Origin of the sequence: Amycolatopsis benzoatilytica AK 16/65 (assembly GCF_000383915.1) — a bacterium.
Lineage (GTDB): Bacteria > Actinomycetota > Actinomycetes > Mycobacteriales > Pseudonocardiaceae > Amycolatopsis > Amycolatopsis benzoatilytica.
The window spans coordinates 2930422-2947491 of the sequence record NZ_KB912942.1; the positions used below are offsets into that span (position 1 = coordinate 2930422).

Annotated in this window: 16 protein-coding genes; 8 read left to right on the forward strand and 8 right to left on the reverse strand. The window is 70.0% G+C overall.

Going from position 1 to position 17070, the window contains the following annotated elements; all coding sequences use genetic code 11:
* Nucleotides 1-3: 3 nt before the first annotated feature.
* The 3 genes from AMYBE_RS0113535 to ctaD form a co-directional block, all read right to left on the reverse strand.
* A complete protein-coding gene (locus AMYBE_RS0113535) occupies nucleotides 4-684 on the reverse strand; it encodes a response regulator (protein WP_020659923.1) in 681 nt (226 codons plus the stop codon).
* The gene (locus AMYBE_RS41615) at nucleotides 681-1007 is read right to left on the reverse strand and encodes a DUF3040 domain-containing protein (RefSeq protein WP_020659924.1); all 327 of its coding nucleotides are present in this window, start codon (nucleotides 1005-1007) and stop codon (nucleotides 681-683) included. The genes AMYBE_RS0113535 and AMYBE_RS41615 overlap by 4 nt, the downstream gene beginning before the upstream one ends.
* Before the next feature lie 260 nt (nucleotides 1008-1267).
* Nucleotides 1268-3034: an aa3-type cytochrome oxidase subunit I gene (gene ctaD, locus AMYBE_RS0113545; protein ID WP_020659925.1), complete on the reverse strand. Its 1767-nt coding sequence runs from the start codon at nucleotides 3032-3034 to the stop codon at nucleotides 1268-1270.
* A gap of 217 nt (nucleotides 3035-3251) precedes the next feature.
* Between ctaD and AMYBE_RS0113550 the strand changes: the two genes are divergently transcribed.
* Nucleotides 3252-3692 carry a hypothetical protein gene (locus AMYBE_RS0113550; protein WP_020659926.1) on the forward strand — a complete coding sequence of 147 codons (441 nt, stop codon included), beginning with the start codon at nucleotides 3252-3254 and terminating at the stop codon, nucleotides 3690-3692.
* Nucleotides 3693-3791: 99 nt separating this feature from the next.
* Nucleotides 3792-4715, forward strand: a complete 924-nt coding sequence (locus AMYBE_RS0113555) for a hypothetical protein (RefSeq protein ID WP_027927627.1) — start codon at nucleotides 3792-3794, stop codon at nucleotides 4713-4715.
* 79 nt (nucleotides 4716-4794) lie between these two features.
* Here AMYBE_RS0113555 and AMYBE_RS0113560 read toward each other — a convergent pair whose 3' ends face one another.
* Both AMYBE_RS0113560 and AMYBE_RS0113565 read right to left on the reverse strand, forming a co-directional pair.
* Nucleotides 4795-5541 carry a hypothetical protein gene (locus tag AMYBE_RS0113560; RefSeq protein WP_245573191.1) on the reverse strand — a complete coding sequence of 249 codons (747 nt, stop codon included), beginning with the start codon at nucleotides 5539-5541 and terminating at the stop codon, nucleotides 4795-4797.
* A gap of 44 nt (nucleotides 5542-5585) precedes the next feature.
* Complete coding sequence (locus tag AMYBE_RS0113565) at nucleotides 5586-8348, reverse strand: heavy metal translocating P-type ATPase (protein WP_020659929.1); 2763 nt, start codon at nucleotides 8346-8348, stop codon at nucleotides 5586-5588.
* Between the two features lie 357 nt (nucleotides 8349-8705).
* Here AMYBE_RS0113565 and AMYBE_RS0113570 point away from each other — a divergent pair, with 357 nt between their 5' ends.
* The 6 genes from AMYBE_RS0113570 to AMYBE_RS0113595 all read left to right on the forward strand — a co-directional run bounded on the left by AMYBE_RS0113570 (nucleotide 8706) and on the right by AMYBE_RS0113595 (nucleotide 15020).
* Nucleotides 8706-9014, forward strand: coding sequence for an SHOCT domain-containing protein (locus tag AMYBE_RS0113570; protein ID WP_245573192.1), 309 nt, complete (start codon nucleotides 8706-8708; stop codon nucleotides 9012-9014).
* A 958-nt stretch (nucleotides 9015-9972) separates the two neighbouring features.
* Nucleotides 9973-11307 (forward strand): MFS transporter, encoded by a 1335-nt coding sequence (locus tag AMYBE_RS0113575; protein WP_020659931.1) that lies wholly within the window; start codon nucleotides 9973-9975, stop codon nucleotides 11305-11307.
* A gap of 80 nt (nucleotides 11308-11387) precedes the next feature.
* Nucleotides 11388-12035, forward strand: a complete 648-nt coding sequence (locus AMYBE_RS0113580) for a GntR family transcriptional regulator (protein WP_034288507.1) — start codon at nucleotides 11388-11390, stop codon at nucleotides 12033-12035.
* 29 nt (nucleotides 12036-12064) lie between these two features.
* On the forward strand, nucleotides 12065-12847 hold the full coding sequence (locus AMYBE_RS0113585) for an aspartate/glutamate racemase family protein (RefSeq protein ID WP_020659933.1): 783 nt from the start codon (nucleotides 12065-12067) through the stop codon (nucleotides 12845-12847).
* A complete protein-coding gene (locus AMYBE_RS0113590) occupies nucleotides 12844-14292 on the forward strand; it encodes an amidohydrolase family protein (RefSeq protein WP_020659934.1) in 1449 nt (482 codons plus the stop codon). The genes AMYBE_RS0113585 and AMYBE_RS0113590 overlap by 4 nt, the downstream gene beginning before the upstream one ends.
* Before the next feature lie 2 nt (nucleotides 14293-14294).
* Nucleotides 14295-15020, forward strand: a complete 726-nt coding sequence (locus AMYBE_RS0113595) for a maleate cis-trans isomerase family protein (protein ID WP_020659935.1) — start codon at nucleotides 14295-14297, stop codon at nucleotides 15018-15020.
* Between the two features lie 185 nt (nucleotides 15021-15205).
* Here the strand turns inward: AMYBE_RS0113595 and AMYBE_RS41620 are convergent, their stop codons facing one another.
* The 3 genes from AMYBE_RS41620 to AMYBE_RS0113610 are packed head-to-tail and all read right to left on the reverse strand — an operon-like array spanning nucleotide 15206 to nucleotide 17069.
* Nucleotides 15206-15835 carry a 3,4-dihydroxy-2-butanone-4-phosphate synthase gene (locus tag AMYBE_RS41620; protein ID WP_020659936.1) on the reverse strand — a complete coding sequence of 210 codons (630 nt, stop codon included), beginning with the start codon at nucleotides 15833-15835 and terminating at the stop codon, nucleotides 15206-15208.
* 10 nt (nucleotides 15836-15845) lie between these two features.
* Nucleotides 15846-16535, reverse strand: coding sequence for a GntR family transcriptional regulator (locus AMYBE_RS0113605; protein WP_020659937.1), 690 nt, complete (start codon nucleotides 16533-16535; stop codon nucleotides 15846-15848).
* Nucleotides 16536-16577: 42 nt separating this feature from the next.
* Nucleotides 16578-17069: a flavin reductase family protein gene (locus AMYBE_RS0113610; RefSeq protein WP_020659938.1), complete on the reverse strand. Its 492-nt coding sequence runs from the start codon at nucleotides 17067-17069 to the stop codon at nucleotides 16578-16580.
* Nucleotide 17070 lies beyond the last annotated feature (1 nt).

Sequence of the window (17070 nt, forward strand, 5' to 3'; positions counted from 1 at the left end):
GCCTCATTCCTGGCCCGGAGTCCGTCCGCCGGGCAGGCGGGCGGTGAGCAGCGCCGCCTGCACGCGCCTGCGCACCCCGAGCTTCGTCAGGATCGCGGACACCCGGTTCTTGACGGTCTTCTCCGAGAGGTACAGCCGCGCCGCGATCTGCCGGTTCGTCAGCCCTTCGCCGATCAGCTCGAGGATGTCCACTTCGCGCGGGCTCAGCCGCTCGAGCGTGCCGGCCCCGCCCGCCGGTTCCCCCGGCGGCCCGGTGAGCCGTTTCATCGCCCGCGACACCAGCCTGGGCGCCATCAACGACTGACCGGCGGCGACCGTGCGGACCGCGGACACGAGATCCGGTCCCCGCACCTGTTTCAGGACATACCCTGCCGCGCCGGCCATGATGGCGTCGAAAAGTGCCTCGTCGTCGTCGAACGACGTCAGCATCAGGCAGGCCAGGGCCGGCATCCGGGCACGGAGCTCCCGGCAGACCTCGACCCCGTCGCGGTCGCCGTCCTGGCCGAGCCGCACGTCCAGGACCGCGACGTCCGGATTGACCGCGGGCACCCGCACGAGCGCTTCCGCCGCGGTCGCCGCCTCACCGGCCACGACGAGGTCCGGCTCGGTCTCCAGCAGATCCCGGAGCCCGCGGCGGACCACTTCGTGGTCGTCGAGAATGAACACTCGCACCGGCGCGTTCACTGCAAGAAACCCTTCGCGTCCTCAGCCGCCCGCTCGCCGCTCTTCACCCGCTGAGCCATTCCCGCGAAAAGGATCCAGGCCGCCGGGAGGACGACCGTGAGCACGCCGCCGGCGAGCACCAGAACCGGCGACGCGAACTCGAACCCGAGCGCCACCGCCAGCAGACCGACCGCGACCGCGGCAAGGACGGCGGCGAGCACGCGAACCGCCCGCGCCGAAGCGGAGCGCCGCCCGGTCGCCAGCACCCGCGCCAGCCCTGGGTCGTCCGCGGTCAGGTGCTGCCGGATCTCCGCCAGCCGGTGCCGTTCGTCGACTGGGTTCACGACGCCTTCGCCGCGTTCCGAATTCGGCCCCGCGCTCGTCGTTCGTCTTCCTGAAACGTATTCATCAGCTTCATTCTCTGCACCGCGCGAGGCGTCGCGCAGGGGCCGAAAGTCCCTACCACCGCGCACGACCGCCGCTCACCGAGGCCGTGAAGGGCCCCTTACAGGACTCAGATTCCCTCAAGGGGTCCTTCACGGACCTCAAGCGCGCGCGTGCCCGGCGAAAGCGACCGGGCACGCGCCTTTTCAGACTCAATCGCCTACTGCTCGCCGGCGTTGTCCTTGCTGTGGTCGCCCGGCATCGTGGCCTCGACCAGCTTCTGCGACGGCGCGGCCAGGTGCTTGGCCTTGCCGAAGAACCCGATCTCCCCCTCCGCCCGGATTCGTTCCACCATGTGCGGGTAGTGCAGCTCGAACGCCGGCCGCTCGGAACGGATCCGGGGCAGCTCGGTGAAGTTGTGCCGCGGCGGCGGGCAGGACGTGGCCCACTCGAGCGAGTTGCCGTAGCCCCACGGGTCGTCGACCGTGACGACCTCGCCGTAGCGGTAGCTCTTGAACACGTTCCAGATGAACGGCAGCGTGGACGCCCCGAGGAGGTACGCGCCGATCGTGGAGATCGTGTTCAGCGTGGTGAACCCGTCGCTGGCCAGGTAGTCCGCGTAGCGCCGCGGCATGCCCTCGTTGCCCAGCCAGTGCTGCACCAGGAACGTGGTGTGGAAGCCGATGAACGTGGTCCAGAAGTGCCACCTCGCCAGCTTCTCGTCCATCATCCGGCCGGTGATCTTCGGGAACCAGAAGTAGACGCCGGCGAAGGTCGCGAACACGATCGTGCCGTAAAGGACGTAGTGAAAATGCGCCACCACGAAATACGTGTCCGACACGTGGAAATCGATCGCCGGCGCGGCCAGCATCACCCCGGTCAGACCGCCGAAGAGGAACGTGACGATGAAGCCCATCGAGAACAGCATCGGCGATTCGAAGGACAGCTGGCCCTTCCACATCGTGCCGATCCAGTTGAAGAACTTCACGCCGGTCGGGACCGCGATGAGGAACGTCATGAAGGAGAAGAACGGCAGCAGGACCGCGCCGGTCGCGTACATGTGGTGCGCCCACACCGCCACCGACAGCGCCGCGATCGACAGCGTCGCGAACACCAGGCCCTTGTAGCCGAAGATCGGCTTGCGGCTGAACACCGGGAAGATCTCCGAGACGACCCCGAAAAACGGCAGCGCGAGAATGTACACCTCGGGATGGCCGAAGAACCAGAACATGTGCTGCCACAGGATCACGCCGCCGTTGGCCGGGTCGAACACGTGGGCGCCGATCAGCCGGTCGGCGAGCAGGCCGAACCCGGCGGCGGTGAGGATCGGGAACACGATCAGGATCAGGATGCTCGTGACCAGGATGTTCCAGGTGAAGATCGGCATCCGGTACATGGTCATGCCGGGCGCGCGGAGGCAGATCACCGTGGTGATCATGTTGACCGCGCCCAGAATCGTCCCCAGCCCGCCGACTGCGAGCCCGACGATCCACAGGTTGGCCCCCGGACCGGGCGAATGGACGGCGTCCGACAGCGGCGTATAGGCGAACCAGCCGAAATCCGCCGCCCCGCCCGGAGTCAGGAACCCGGACAGCATGGTCAGCCCGCCGAACAGGAACAGCCAGTAGGAGAACGCATTGAGCCGCGGGAACGCCACGTCCGGCGAACCGATCTGGAGCGGCAGGATGAAGTTCGCGAACCCGAAGACGCTGGGCGTCGCGTACAGCAGCAGCATCACCGTGCCATGCATGGTGAACAGCTGGTTGTACTGCTCCTGGGACAGGAACTGCAGTCCAGGCCGCGCCAGCTCCGTCCGGATGAGCATGGCCATCGCGCCGCCGATCATGAAGAACGCGAACGTCGTGACCAGGTACATGACCCCGATCTGCTTGTGATCGGTGGTTCGCAGCAGGCTCAGCAGATACGAGCCCTTCCTCTGCTCCCGCGCTGTTCGCGCCGCGATGGATACGGGAGTGGTTGCGGTCACGTTCTGCTCCTGAACTCGCGAGTTGTGCGACCCAGAGACTCGCTGAGCGAAGATCTCCTCGCTAGGGTCCAATGGCCCACGGTCCGCGGCTTCCCCGCTCCGGCGGCAAGCCGCGATTCACCCGAGCGTGGCGGCACGAGAAACGAGTCGCCTCACCCGATACCCCTGGGGAGTAGGTAGGGTGGCCGGTGTCCCATGGCGGCAGGCAGGAGAGGCGATGCGCGGCAGTCCTTCGGCGCGGGTGCCGGCCCGGTTGCTGGTGGCGTGCGCCGTGGTCGCCGGGCTGTTCGCCATGCACGGCCTGCCGGAGCAGACATGTGCGGACGGCGCCGACACCGGGCCCTCGACGTCGGCGTGGTTCGCGATGCCGATGAGCGGTCGCGGACCTGTGCAGGCTGCGCCGGTCGGTGCCCCGTCGCCGGCCACCCCTGCCGTCGAGCGTGGCACCGACGGCATGGGGCATGGCGGCGTGTGCGTGGCCACTGCTCCGTCGCGCGGATGGGCGGATGCGCTGGCGCTGTCCCTCGCGGGCGCGTTCGCCGTAACAGCGGCCGCTCCGGCACCGAGCCCGGAACGGCGTCGCCGTCGGTCGAGTCACCGGGGACCGCCCGCGACGGGCGCGCAGCTGCGGACGAGGTTGTGCGTCTCTCGGATCTGACAGACCCTCGCTGACCGGCCCCTTCGCCAGGTCAGTGCTTCGACGTCTGTTCATTTCCGTACGCGCCGGTCGCGTGCGCCTTCGCTGAGGATTCTTTCGATGTTGACAAGTACTCGTTTCCGCGCTGCCCGTGTCACGGCCGCGGCCGGTGTGGTGGCAGCCGCTGGACTGCTGGCGGCGGCCTGCGGTTCCGGCGGCGCGGATCCCGGGACATCCGGGACGGACCACTCCGGCATGCCGATGACCAGCGCTGCGGCCCCGGCCTCGAAGGCGGATGGCATGCCGGGGATGGACGACATGCCCACCGGCGACGGGCTGGCCGCGGAGTCCTCCGGCTTCCGGTTCGTGCCTGCCGCGACCTCGGTGCCCGCCGGGAAGCCGGCTTCGCTGTCGTTCCGGATCACCGACGCCGCGGGCAAACCGGTGACGGCGTTCGAACCGGACCAGACCAAGCTGATGCACTTCTACCTGATCCGCTCCGATCTGACCGGGTTCCAGCACGTCCACCCCGCCATGGCCGCGGACGGACCCTGGACCGCACCGCTGGCGGCGGCACAGCCGGGGGCCTACCGGGCCTACGCGTCGTTCACCGCCAAGAACGCCGCCGGCAAACCGGTTCCGCTGGTGCTCAGCCAGCAGCTCACCGTGCCCGGCGACGCCACGCCCGCTCCGCTGCCGCCGCCGTCGACCACGACGCAGGCCGACGGATACACGCTCAGCCTCGGCAGCGACCAGCTGATGAGCGGGATGAGCCACGAACTGACGGTCACCGTGGCCAAGGACGGCAAGCCGGTCACCGACCTGCAGCCCTACCTGGACACCTACGCGCACCTGACCGCTTTCCACGAGGGCGATCTCGCCTTCGCGCATCTGCACCCGCAGGGGACGGTCAACGGTGATCACGGCGGACCGGCGCTGACGTTCGAGGCGATGCTGCCCAAGCCGGGCAGCTACCGGCTGTTCGTCCAGTTCCAGACCGGCGGGGTGGTGCACACCGCCCCGGCGACGGTCCGAGTCAGCTGACCGCAGGGAGCCGGGACCGTCCCGCGCGGCACGGGACGGCCCGGCTCCGGCCGCCGATCCCGGGTGCCCGCGGGTGCGGTCACTGCTGGCTGGTGGCGATGTAGGCGCCGTGCCAGGTGTGGTACCAGACGGCACCGGTGGCGGCGTTGACCGACAGCATGCCGCTGATCTTGCCGGCGTCCAGCGTGTGCAAGGTGTAGTAACCGGGGAAAGCGGTCGGATCGGCGACGGTGAGGGCGCTGCCATGGTCGCGCAGCCATTGCTGGGCGATCTCGCCGGCTCGGGCGACAGAGACGGTGCTCGGGGTTTCGCCCCCGGAATGCATGCCGTAGGCGGTGTTCCACATCATCGCGGGGCCGTACTCGATGCCCACGGCACCGGTCGCCGGGTCGACCAGGGCCTCGGTGGCGGGTCGGCCGTCGGCGGTGGCGAGCTCCGCGTAGAAGTTCCACGAGAATTGCATGACCTCGCCCACGCGCAGGCCGAGTTGCCCGGCGAAAGCAGTCGCTCGCTGCCGCGCCTGGTCCAGGGTCGTGACCGCACCGCCGGTACCGGGGAGCCAGTAGCGGTGGCCCATCATCCCTGGGCCCCACGAACCCGGGCGACCGCCCATCATGCCAGGCCCCCACGCGCTGGAGCCGTTCATCATGCCCGGCTCCCAGGAGCCGGGCCCCCAGTAGCCTGGGCCTTGGGTGATCGCGGGGTTTGCCGTCGGTGCGCCGCTGCTGGCCGCGCCGTTGTCGGCACCGCCGCATCCGGCCAGGGCCAGCGATGCAGCCACCGTAAGGACTGCGATGCCAGTGGCTGCTGCGCGTCTGCTGAACATGCGCCTTCACCTTCCTGATCGATGGTCGCGGCGGTTGATCGTGGTCATCGCGGCACCGGTCGGACTCGGCCGGCGCTGGTTTCCGCCCGAGGTTCGATCGCGGGCGGTTCGGCTGGCGAGAGCGGTTCGGTGCGGTGGCGGCGGAGGCGGTTGGCGTTGCCGACCACCGACAGGGAGGACAGGGCCATCGCGGCGGCGGCGATCATCGGCGAGAGCCGCAGCCCGAGCAGCGGGTACAGCACACCGGCGGCGAGCGGGATGCCGACGGCGTTGTAGGCCAGCGCGAAGAACAGGTTCTGCCGGATGTTGCGCATCGTCGCCCGGGACAGCCGGATCGCGGTGACCACTCCGGCGAGCGAGCCGGAGATCAGCGTGATGTCCGCGGCCTCGATGGCCACGTCGGTGCCGGTGCCGATCGCGAGTCCGACATCGGCTTGAGCGAGCGCGGGCGCGTCGTTGATGCCGTCGCCGACCATGCCGACGCGGCGTCCCTCAGCTTGCAGGCGGCGGATCTCGCCGGCCTTGTGTTCGGGCAGGACTTCGGCGAGGACGCGGGACACGCCGACCTGGCGGGCGATCGCGGCGGCGGTGTGGGCATTGTCGCCGGTGAGCATCACGACCTGCAGGCCGAGCTCGCGCAGCGCGGCTATTGCGGCAGCGGAGTCGTCTTTGACCGTGTCCGCGACCGCGAGAACGCCGGCGGGTTCGCCGTCGATCGCGGCGAGGACAGGGGTTTTTCCCGCTGCTGCCAAGCGATCGCTGATCGCGAGGAGCTGCTTGACACCGAGGCCGGCGTCGGCCAGCAGGGTGGCGGTGCCGACCAGCACCGTGCGTCCGGCGACCGTGGCACGGACGCCCTTGCCGGTGATCGAGGCGAAGTCCTCGACGGCGGGCAGCGGGTGGCCGCGGTCGCGGGCACCGGTCACGATGGCGGCGGCCAGCGGGTGCTCACTGTCGGACTCGGCGGCGGCGACCAGCGCCAGCAGCTCGTCCTCGCCCACCGGGCCGACCGCGTGGACGTCGGTGAGCGCGGGCTTGCCTGCGGTGATGGTGCCGGTCTTGTCGAGCACGGCAGTGTCGAGCTTGTGCGCGTTTTCCAGCGCCCCGGCCGAGCGGATGAGGATACCCGCGCGGGCGCCCTTCCCGGTGCCCACCATGATCGACAGCGGGGTCGCCAGGCCGAGCGCGCACGGGCAGGCGATGATCAGCACCGCGACCGCGGACACCAGGGCCTGGGTCAGCGCGGGAACCGGGCCCGCCACGAACCAGATCGCGAACGTGGCGAGAGCGATCGCGATCGCGATCACGATCGGCACGAAGTAGGCCGAGGCAGCATCGGCGAGCCGCTGGATCGGGGCCTTTGATGCTTGCGCTGTCTGCACCATGCGGATGATCTGCGCCAGCACGGTGTCCGCGCCGACCTTGGCCGCGGACACGCGCAGCGAGCCGGTGGTGTTGACGGTGGCGCCGATGACGGTGTCCCCGGCGTGCTTGGTCACCGGCATGGGTTCCCCGGTGACCATCGATTCGTCCACAGCGGACTGTCCGGAAAGGACGGTGGCGTCCACCGGGATCTTCTCCCCGGGCCGAACGAGGATCTGGTCGCCGACGACAACCTGCTCGATCGGGATCTCGGTCTCGGTTCCGTCCCGCAGCACGCGGGCCGTGCGCGCCCGAAGTCCGAGCAGCGCGCGGATGGCTTCGCCGGTGCCGGCTTTCGCGCGGGCTTCCAGCAGCCGGCCCAGCATGATCAGGGTGAGGATCACCCCGACGGCCTCGAAGTACACCTCCCGCACCTCGGCCGGCAGCAGCCGCGGGGCGAGGGTGACGAGCAGGCTGTAGCCGTAGGCCGCGACCGTGCCGAGGGTGACCAGGCTGTTCATGTCCGCGCTGCGGTGAGCGAGCGCGAGCCAGCCGGTGCGGTGGATCGGCCACCCGGTGTAGACCATCACCGGGGTGATCAGCGCGAGCTGCAGCCAGTGGTTGAGCAACAGCCCCGGCACCCAGCTCGTGCCGGTCAGCGACCGCGCCATCACCGCGAACAGCACCGGTGCCGTCAGGATCGCACCGGTCACCACCCGGCGGGTCAGATCAGCGATCTCGGCGCGCCGCTCCTTCGACTGTGCGGCCTCGACCTCCGCCGCAGGCTCCGCTGCCGGCTCAGCGGCCGCGGGCGCGGCCGGGCCGCGTTCGTCCGGCTGCGCGCCGTGGCCATCGGGAGTGACCATCAGGGTGCCGTGGATCATGTTCATCCCGCAGGCGAACCCGAACGACCCGGCCTCCTGCGGGGTGAAGCGGACAATGGTGTGCTGGTGCGCGGGCAGCGCGACGGAGACCCGCAAGCCGGGAAACACCACCCGGGAGGTGCAGTCCCCCGCCTCCTGCCGATCGAACTCGATCTCCACCGGGATGCCCTGGCGGACCTGCACGATGTTCGGGGTATAGCCCCCGCGAACGGTCACCTGTACCCGCTGGACACCGCCGCTCACCGTCGCCGCGCTGGCCCGACGCGGGGCGAAGAAGTACCAGCCCAACGCCGCGATCGCCGCGACGACGGCCGCCACGACAACGAGGTCAACGCCCGACATGGCCGTCTCCGCTACGTCCTCCGGGCCTGAGCTCGCCCCTGCTGGCTGATCGGTGGCGTCCATCCGGCCGGACAGGCGCTGACGGACGACAAGCCCCTCGGCGAGCGGTGCCTGGCACCGCTCGTACGGAATGTCCGTGTCCTCTCCCGCCGGCACAGCGGTGGACTGGACCGTCGATGCCGACGCTGCGGCCATCGCGATCAGGATGAGCGGCAGCACCGCACTGATGACGAGAGCCGGCCAGCAGCCGGCGATGACCGGACCATATCCGCGCCGTCACCGCGCTCACCTTCTTCCCGGCGTCTGCTCGAGCCGGGTCCGCCGGACCCGCGAGGTGTGGTCGGTTTCGCGGTCCACTGTTCGCCCGCATACCCAGCCCAGGTAGGGACCTCGGACACCCCGCGGAGGCACGAGGTCCCTATTCGCGGCCGTATCGGCGGACCACCGTGACAGATGCGAGACGCACACGCAGGAGGTGCGACGTGCACGAGTCCGCCGCACGCGACCGGCCGGCCGCTTCCCGGCGGCGCACGGTCGGCCTCGCCCGCACTGCCCGACTCCAATCCGATGCACACGATGGAGATCGACAGGCAACGCAAGGAGTTCATGATGATGTTCTGGTACGGCAACGGAATGAGCGGCTGGGGCTACGCGCTCATGACCGTCGGCATGGTGCTGTTCTGGGGCCTGGTGATCCTGGGTGTCGTGGCTTTGGTCCGCTTCCTCGTTCGTTCCCCGCAGCGCCCGGACAGTGCGGACGTGTCCCACCGGACGCCGGAGCAGATGCTGGCCGAGCGATTTGCTCGCGGCGAGATCGACGAGCAGGAGTACCGAAGCCGGCTGGCTACGCTGCAGGGCCGTCCGCACTCGACCAGCGGAACGTAAGCTGAGGCATATCAAGGATTTTGGCCAGGTCCTGAATCGAAGTATTGGCAGCCAGGCCGGAAACCGCCGCGGCCGCCGCGCGGACGATGCCGCGCTGGCACCGGTCGGCCGGCACGACCCGGCGAAGGGCGAAGCCTGGCGAGGAGCACTCGCCGGTGCCCACGGGCCGATAGCTGCCCGGCTGGTGCTGGCGGGCAGCGGCGAGTGTCCCGACTCCGTGCCAGGGCCAGCTTCCGTCAGATCCGCGCCGGATTCCGGTGCTGCCCCGGTTCCGGCCGTCGCTGGTTCGGCCGGCTGACAGCTTCCGTGCCTCGCGCGCTCTGACGCCGCCCGCCCCGATGGCACCGACGAAGTAGCGGTGCGATCGTTCTGCGATCACACCGCGATCACCGATTCCGCCGTTGCGCGCGGGTACTGTGCCTCGGTTCATCCGCGTGCGGCGACCGCCTCGATCTCGATCAGCGGCTCGGGCTGCCATAGGGCGATGCCGCCGACGCGAGCGCGGTGAGCGCTCCTTCTTGTGCTTACGGAGTGGCCGGGAATCCGTGCGCAGCCAGCTGTCCTTGCCGACGGGTGCCGCCCCTCGTCGGCGAGTGCCGCGGGGCGAGTTCAGAGACGCATCGGTGGAGCCGCACAGGGCATGGGTGGTGTCGCAGCCCTTGGGAGGCGAAGAGGGTCGCATCCAGGCCCTCGACGAGAGCATCGCGTACCCGGTGACCGACGTCGCGTTGAGACGGTCGTGCAGCTGCCCGACGATGATCTGCGGCCGGCCCTCGCCAGGTCCTGACCCAGGAATGGGGCGGGCGAATCGCGCTACGTGCCCGGGGAAACAGGGGTTGACCGTGTCCCAGGTCACCCTTATGGTTCTGGGATCCCAACTTGGGATCCCATAATCTTCCCGAAGGGCCCGGTCGCTCGTCACGTCCCGGTTCGGCCTTCCCTTCTCCAAGGAGGACCCATGTCCCTGCAAGAACGGCTCTCGCACCAGAGCAGGACGCAGCCCGCTGGGTCGGCCCCCGCCAGGCGCACGAACGTCCGGTGGACGCTCTTCGTCCTGCTGCTGGTCCTGGTGACCGTCAACTACGTCGACCGCGGTTCGATCTCCGTCGCGCTGCCGCTGATCCAGAAGGAGTTCGGCCTCTCTCCCTCGCTCACCGGCCTGCTGCTGTCGGCGTTCTTCTGGAGTTATGCGCTCATGCAGGTGCCGGTCGGGTGGCTGATCGACCGCTTCGGCCCGCGCAAGGTCATCACCGCCTCGTGCGTCGGGTGGGGCACCGCGACGGCTGCTTCCGGCCTCACCGGCGGCTTCTCCGGCATGTTCGCCGCCCGGCTCGGCATCGGCGTCGCCGAGGCGGGCGTGATGCCGGCCGGGGGCAAGCTCAACGCCCTCTGGATGCACCCCAAGGAACGCGGCCGCGGCGCGACCATCCTCGACGCGGGCGCGCCGCTCGGCGCGGGCGTAGGCGGCATCCTCATCACCGGCCTCATCGCGCTGTTCGGCGGCTGGCGGATGTCGTTCGTCATCGCCGGCCTCCTCACCGCGCTGCTCGGCATCGCCATCTGGTGGTACGTCCGCGACCACCCGCGCCAGCACCGGTCGGTCAACGACGCCGAGGCCGAATACCTCGAGGCCGCCCACCGGGCCGAGGACGAGGCGGCGGCCGCCGGCGGCGCCACCGCCCGCCGCGCGTTCCTGCCTTACCTGAAGTTCCGGTCGTTCTGGGCGATGTGCTTCGGCTGGCTCGGTTTCAACGGCGTGTTCTACGGCTTGCTGACCTGGGGCCCGCTGTACCTGTCGCAGGCCAAGCACTTCAAGCTCGCCTCGATCGGCTGGTCGACGTTCGCGATCTTCGGCGCCGGCTTCGTCGGCGAGATCCTGGGCGGCCTGCTCGCCGACCGGTTGCGGGCCAAGGGCCACGGAGCCAACCTCGTCATGCGCACGCTGCTGGGCGTCTCGAGCCTGATCGTCGCCAGCGGTCTGGTCGGCGTCACGGTCGTCGGAAGCCCGATGGCCGCGGTCGTGCTGCTGTCGGTCGTCCTGTTCTTCCTGCGCTGGGTCGGCCTGTTCTGGTCGGTCCCGGCGACGCTCGGCGGCCGCACCAACGCCGGCATGCTCGGCGGCGCGATGAACCTCGCCGGCAACGTCGCGGGCATCGGCACGCCGATAGCGGTCGGCATTATCGTCGGCGCGACCGGCAGCTACACCGGCGCGCTGCTGTACTTCGTCGTCTCGGCGGTGATCATGGGCATCTCGGTGCTCACCCTCGACTACAGCAAGCGGCTCCCGGTGTGAGCCGCCCGGCGGGGACATGTGGTCGAATGACGCGGATTCCATGGCACGTCTTGACGACTGCCGATTCGAAGGGGGACGCGATGGCACAGCCGGCGGAGGGAACGCACCGCGACGGCCCGCTGCGGGAGACAATCCGGGACGCGCTGCGGACCCGGATCTTCGAAGGCGTCTACCCGCCGGGCATGCGCTTGGTCGAACGGGACATCGCCGCCGAGTTCGCCGTTTCGCGGCTGCCGGTGCGCGAAGCGCTGCGGATGCTCGCGCAGGAGGGTCTGCTGGCGAAAGGCGCTTCGCGCAGCTCTGTCGTCGCCGGGCTCAGCGACCAGGACGTGGACGACCTGTTCGCTGTCCGCGCTTCGCTCGAAGTACTCGCCTGCCGTCTCGCCGCCGAACGGGCGACGCCGGACGATCTCGCCCGGCTAGGCGAACTCGTCGACCGCGCGGCGGACGCGCTCGCCCGCGGCAGCGTCAACGAGGCGCACCGGGCCAACAGCGCGTTCCACGACGAGGTCACGCGCATCGCGGGCAACCGGTTCCTGCGAACCGCGCTGGAACCGTTGCAGGGCCGGATGCATTGGCTCTTCCGCCACGTCAACGACCTGGCCGAGCTCGTGCAGGAACATCGCGATCTGCTCGCCGCCATCGCGTCCGGAGATCCCGCCCGCGCCGGCGCCCAGTCCGAGCACCACGTAGGCAAGTACCACCGCCAGTACCCGGACACGGTCTGAGACCGGATCCGAAAGGCAGGAGAAGCACAGTGAGACTTCTCGTCGTCAATCCGAACATCAGCGACGACGTCACCGACCTGATCCGCGCGGAGGCGCAACGGTCGACCGCCCCGACGACCGAACTCGTCGTGCGCACCGCCGGACACGGCGTCGAGTACATCGAAACGCGCTTCGAGGCGCTGCTCGCCGCAGGAGCCGTCGCTGAGCTGATCGCGGAGCACCGGGACGTGGACGGGGTGCTCGTCGCCGCGTTCGGCGACCCCGGACTGCCCGCGCTCAAAGAACTCGCGGACGTACCCGTCCTCGGCATCACCGAGGCCGCGCTGTGCGCCGCGGCCCTGCAGGGACAGCGGTTCTCGATCATCGCCATCTCGGACCGGATCACCGCGTGGTATCGCGAATGTGTGGAACGGTTCGGCTTCGGCGGGAGGCTCGCCTCTATCCGGTCGATCAAGGAAGCCCTGCACGGCATCGGCAGCGTCCAGGACGACTTCCGCGCGACGCTCGTCGACCTCGCGCGGCTCGCGGTCGAGCAGGACGGCGCCGACGTCGTGATCCTGGCCGGCGCACCGCTGGCCGGGCTCGCGCGCGAGGTCTCCGGCGAGATTCCGGTTCCGGTCGTCGACGGCATCGGCGCCGGGATCCGGTTCGCCGAGGCAGTGGCCGGCCTCGCGTCCGGGACGCACCGCGCCGGTTCGTTCGCCGCGCCGCCCCGCAAACCCCGAGCCGGGCTCAGCCCCGCCCTCGACGCCGCACTCGAAGCGGCGCAGTTCGCGGGCCCGCCCGCCGCCACCAAAAGGAGCGCCGAGTGAAACCCGATCTCGTCATCGCGGACGGGCTCGTCGTCAACGCGTCCGGGACGCGCAACGCCCACGTCGTCGTCGACGGGAGGCGGGTCACGGCGGTCGTCGACGCGAGCGAACCCGTGCCCGCGGCCGAACGCGTCGTGGACGCCGCCGGCCGCGCGGTCCTCCCGGGCGGCGTCGACGGGCACTGCCACGTCGCCCAGGTCACCGGGCGCTACCGGACGCTGGACGACTTCGCCAGCACGTCCACCGCAGCGCTGTGGGGCGGCACCACCACGATCCTGGACTTCGGCATCCCGCGCGACAGCAGCGAATCCCCGCTGGAAGCGGCCAGGAACAAGATCGAGCTGGCGCGCGAATCCCGCTGCGACGTCGCACTGCACGGCGCGGTCGTCGACTGGGACGACACGGTGCCCGCGCAGCTCGAGGAGCTCGCCGCGCTCGGCGTCCGCTCGGTGAAGATGTACCTGACCAACCGCGGCACCACGATCGCGTCGAACGACACCGTACTCAAGGTCATGCGCGAGATGGTCCGGCTCGACGGCCTCACCTACATCCACGCCGAACACGACGCGTTGATCGTCGACTGCACCGACCGCCGCGCCGCGGCCGGCGAGATCGGGATCGAGCACCTGCACCAGACCCGGCCGGAAATCGCCGAGGAGGCATCCGTCCGAGAAACCCTGGCGATGGCCGAGTACACCGGCGCCCCGGTGTATTTCGTCCACCAGTCGACGCCCCGCGCCGTCGACCTCGTCGCCGAGGCCCGCGCGCGCGGCCTGGCGATCCACTCCGAGACCTGCCCGCACTACCTCGTGCTCGACGACGGCGTGTACTCGTCGAAGTTCCCGGAATGGTTCGCGTGCTGCCCGCCGATGCGTTGTGCCGCAACCGTTGCCGCGCTGCGCGAACGGTACGCCGCCGGCTCGGTGCACACCGTCTCCAGCGACCACTCGTGCTACGACCTGACGCAGAAGCGCGTACGCGCCGACGACATCCGGCAGATGCCGCACGGGCTGCCCGGCGTCGAGACGCGCATGCCGGTCGCCTTCACCGCGCTCGCCGAAGCGTCCGCCGGGGTGCCTGAGCCCCGTGTTCTCGAACGCTTCGCGGAGCTGTTCTCGACTGGTCCGGCTCGGATCAATGCCCTGCCGGGCAAGGGCATCATCGCCCCAGGCTACGACGCCGACCTGGTGCTGTTCGATCCCGCCGAGACCCGCACCGTCGATGGCGCCGCCCTGCACATGGGCACGGACTTCTCGCCGTTCGAGGGAAAGCGGCTGCGCGGCTGGCCGCAGGTGGTCGTCTCCGGCGGAAAAGTCGTGCTCGACGAGGACGGCTTCCACGACCCCGGTCCAGCGGGCCGGTTCCTCGCGCGGCTCGGCTATCGCGAAGCGGCCGCGCTCGGAGACCCGCAACCGGTGCCACTCGCCGCGATGAAAGGAGCCTGACGATGGTTGACGCGCACCGCCCTCGGCGGATCGGCATGGTCGTGCCGTCCTCGAACACCTGCCTCGAGCCGATGACTTATCGCATGCTCGGCGAGCGCGAGGACGTCACCGTCCACTCGACACGCATCCCGGTCACCCGGATCGCACTCGACGTGGACTCCGACAAGCAGTTCGACGTCGACGGCATGCGGCGCGCAGCCGAACTGCTCGCGACGGCGGGCGTCGATGTGATCGCGTGGAACGGCACTTCGGGCTCGTGGCTCGGGCCGGAGCACGACCGGGAGATCGCCGCCGAGATCACCGCGGCGACCGGCGTGCCGGCGACGACCTCGACGCTCGCCTACCTCGACGCGTTCGCCGAGTTCGGCACGAGCCGGATCGGGCTTGTCACGCCCTACACCGAGGACGTGAACGCCCAGGTCGTCGACCGCTATGCCAAACAGGGAATCACCGTCGCCGGACATCGGGCGCTGGGGCTGAGCGACAACGAGTCGTTCGCCCGGGTACGGCCGGACGAATTGCTGCCGGCCTCCCTCGAACTCGCCGCGGACCGGCCCGACGCGCTGGTCTTCCTGTGCACGAACCTGTACGGGGCGCCACTGGTCGCCGACCTCGAAGCGCGCACCGGTGTCGCGGCCCTCGACTCTGTCGCGGTGACGCTGTGGCGTTGCCTGCAGTTGGCCGGGGTCCCGCCATTGGCATCGCGATGGGGCAAGCTGCTCGGCTGAGGAGGGTGAGTGTCGCCGGAACCCCTCGGACACGCACCCGTACTGCGTGTCTCTTCGCCGACCCCGGCCATTCGGCGGACGTCGCGCACCGACGGCACTGGGCCTTGGCTGGGCTCAGGCTGGAACGCCGGGGCGTCGTCCGCAACTCCCCTGGTCGGCATCCGCTTTCCCGCTTACGCCGAATCTCAGCTGGCTCGCGTCGTCGCGAAACCCAGTCGCGCGGCGACCGGCAGCAGGTGCACACGGGCGAAGCGCTCGCCCGCCATGTCGTCGAGCGGCTCGCCCTCGTCCGAGACGAGGCGGCACACCATAGCGACCGGACGGCAGCCGGAGGCGGCGATCAGGTCCACGGCCCGTTCCCACACGCGCGGACGGGCGGCGAATCCCCCGTCGGCGCAACGGATCGGCAGCACGTGCCCGGGCCGGATCAAATCGGCGGGGGCAGCGCACGGGTCGGCGATCACGCGCATGGTGCGTGCACGGTCCCGCGCGGAGATCCCGGTCCCGACCCCGATCGCCGCGTCGACCGCCACGGTGAAGGAGGTGCCGCTGTCCTCGGCCCCCAGCACCGGCTGATCCGGTACCCGCAGGCGGTCGAGCAAGGCCGACGGTGCGGCGGCGTGCAACAGCCCGGAGGAATGCCGGATCGCGAAGTGCAGGAGTTCGGGAGTGGCAGCTTGCGCGGGGAGTGCGAGCACTGCTCCCGCTTCGTCCAGCAAGACCGCGGGCCGGCCGGCGGCGAAGGCCGCGCGCACCGCGTCGTCCGGGTGCGGGGTCGTGGCTGCCGGGGCCGGGAGAGTGCAGAGATCGGTCATCGTGGCTTTCCTAGTTGTCGTCAGGTTCGGCCTCGCCGCTGCGCAGGCCCGCGAGCAGGGCGCGCCGGCTGGCCCGGACGTGCTCGCGCATGACCTGCTCGGCGCTGTCGCCGTCTTTGGACAGGATCAGTTCGAGGACGTGGTGGTGTTCGCGGTCGGACTGGTGCGGCCGGCCCGGTTGCTTCAGCGACGTGGTGACCAGCCGCGAATAGGCGAGCTGGTTCATCAGGGTGCGGTAGTGCGCTTCGAGTTTCCGGTTGTCCGCGCCCACGATGATGAGGTCGTGGAATTCCTCGACCAGTTGCGCGTAGCGCTGCCGATCGTCGGCGTCGACCGCCAGGTCGGCTTGGCGCAGGTTTTCCTTGAGCTGGTCGATCTCGGGCACCTGGCCGCGCTGGGCGAGCAGTCTAGCCGCGGCCCCTTCGAGGAGTTCCTTCATCTCGAACAGCTCGGTGATCTCCCGCCGGGACGGCGCGGTGACGAAAGTGCCGACCCGCGGGCGGATCTCGACCAGGCCTTCGGTCTGCAGCTGTTTGAAGGTTTCCCGGACCGGGGTCCGGCTGACGCCGAACTCCTCGGCGAGCGCGAGCTCGGACAGGCTCATCCCGGGCGAGACCTCGCCGGCGATGATGCGGCGCCGGATCTCGGCGATCAGCCTGCCTTGGATCGAGCCGGGGCCCGTCCCGTTGACGCCAGCCATGCTGCCTGTCTCCCTTCTCCTGCCCGGTGTTCCGCTGCCGGGCTAGGCCAGCGGATCCAGGGCGCTTCCGTCGAAGAACCTACCCGCGCTGTACATCATCGACGGGACATCGGCGATCTCCGCGTGGACGACCCGGCAGATGAACACGGTGTGCGTGCTGGCCAGCAGGCGTTCGCGGATCTCGACCTCCATCCGCGCGGCGCTGCCTTCCAGCAGCGGGCTGCCGTGCGGGCCCGGCGTCCAGTCCAGCCCGGCGAACTTGTCGGCGGACTTCGTGGCGAAGGTCTTGACGACGTCGAGCTGCCCGGTGGACAGGATGTTGATCGCGAGGTGGCCGGTCCGGTACAGGCAGTCGTGCGTGGAAGAAGTGTGCTGGACAGCGACCATCACCGTCGGCGGGTCCAGCGAGATGCTGGAGAAAGCGTTCACCGCGAGCCCGCGCGGCGTGTTGTCGTCGAGCGCGGCCACGACGGTGACGCCGCTGACGAACCGGCTGTTCACCTGCTTCATCAGGTCCGGGTCGGGATAAGTCATC

Coding starts and splice junctions, on each gene's coding strand:
- AMYBE_RS41620 (WP_020659936.1), bottom strand. CDS start 15,835: ATGACCGATCTCTGCACTCTCCCGGCCCCGGCAGCCACGACCCCGCAC.
- AMYBE_RS0113555 (WP_027927627.1), top strand. CDS start 3,792: ATGTTGACAAGTACTCGTTTCCGCGCTGCCCGTGTCACGGCCGCGGCC.
- AMYBE_RS0113580 (WP_034288507.1), top strand. CDS start 11,388: ATGGCACAGCCGGCGGAGGGAACGCACCGCGACGGCCCGCTGCGGGAG.
- AMYBE_RS0113550 (WP_020659926.1), top strand. CDS start 3,252: ATGCGCGGCAGTCCTTCGGCGCGGGTGCCGGCCCGGTTGCTGGTGGCG.
- AMYBE_RS0113575 (WP_020659931.1), top strand. CDS start 9,973: ATGTCCCTGCAAGAACGGCTCTCGCACCAGAGCAGGACGCAGCCCGCT.
- AMYBE_RS0113560 (WP_245573191.1), bottom strand. CDS start 5,541: ATGTTCAGCAGACGCGCAGCAGCCACTGGCATCGCAGTCCTTACGGTG.
- AMYBE_RS0113610 (WP_020659938.1), bottom strand. CDS start 17,069: ATGACTTATCCCGACCCGGACCTGATGAAGCAGGTGAACAGCCGGTTC.
- AMYBE_RS0113605 (WP_020659937.1), bottom strand. CDS start 16,535: ATGGCTGGCGTCAACGGGACGGGCCCCGGCTCGATCCAAGGCAGGCTG.
- AMYBE_RS0113595 (WP_020659935.1), top strand. CDS start 14,295: ATGGTTGACGCGCACCGCCCTCGGCGGATCGGCATGGTCGTGCCGTCC.
- AMYBE_RS0113570 (WP_245573192.1), top strand. CDS start 8,706: ATGGAGATCGACAGGCAACGCAAGGAGTTCATGATGATGTTCTGGTAC.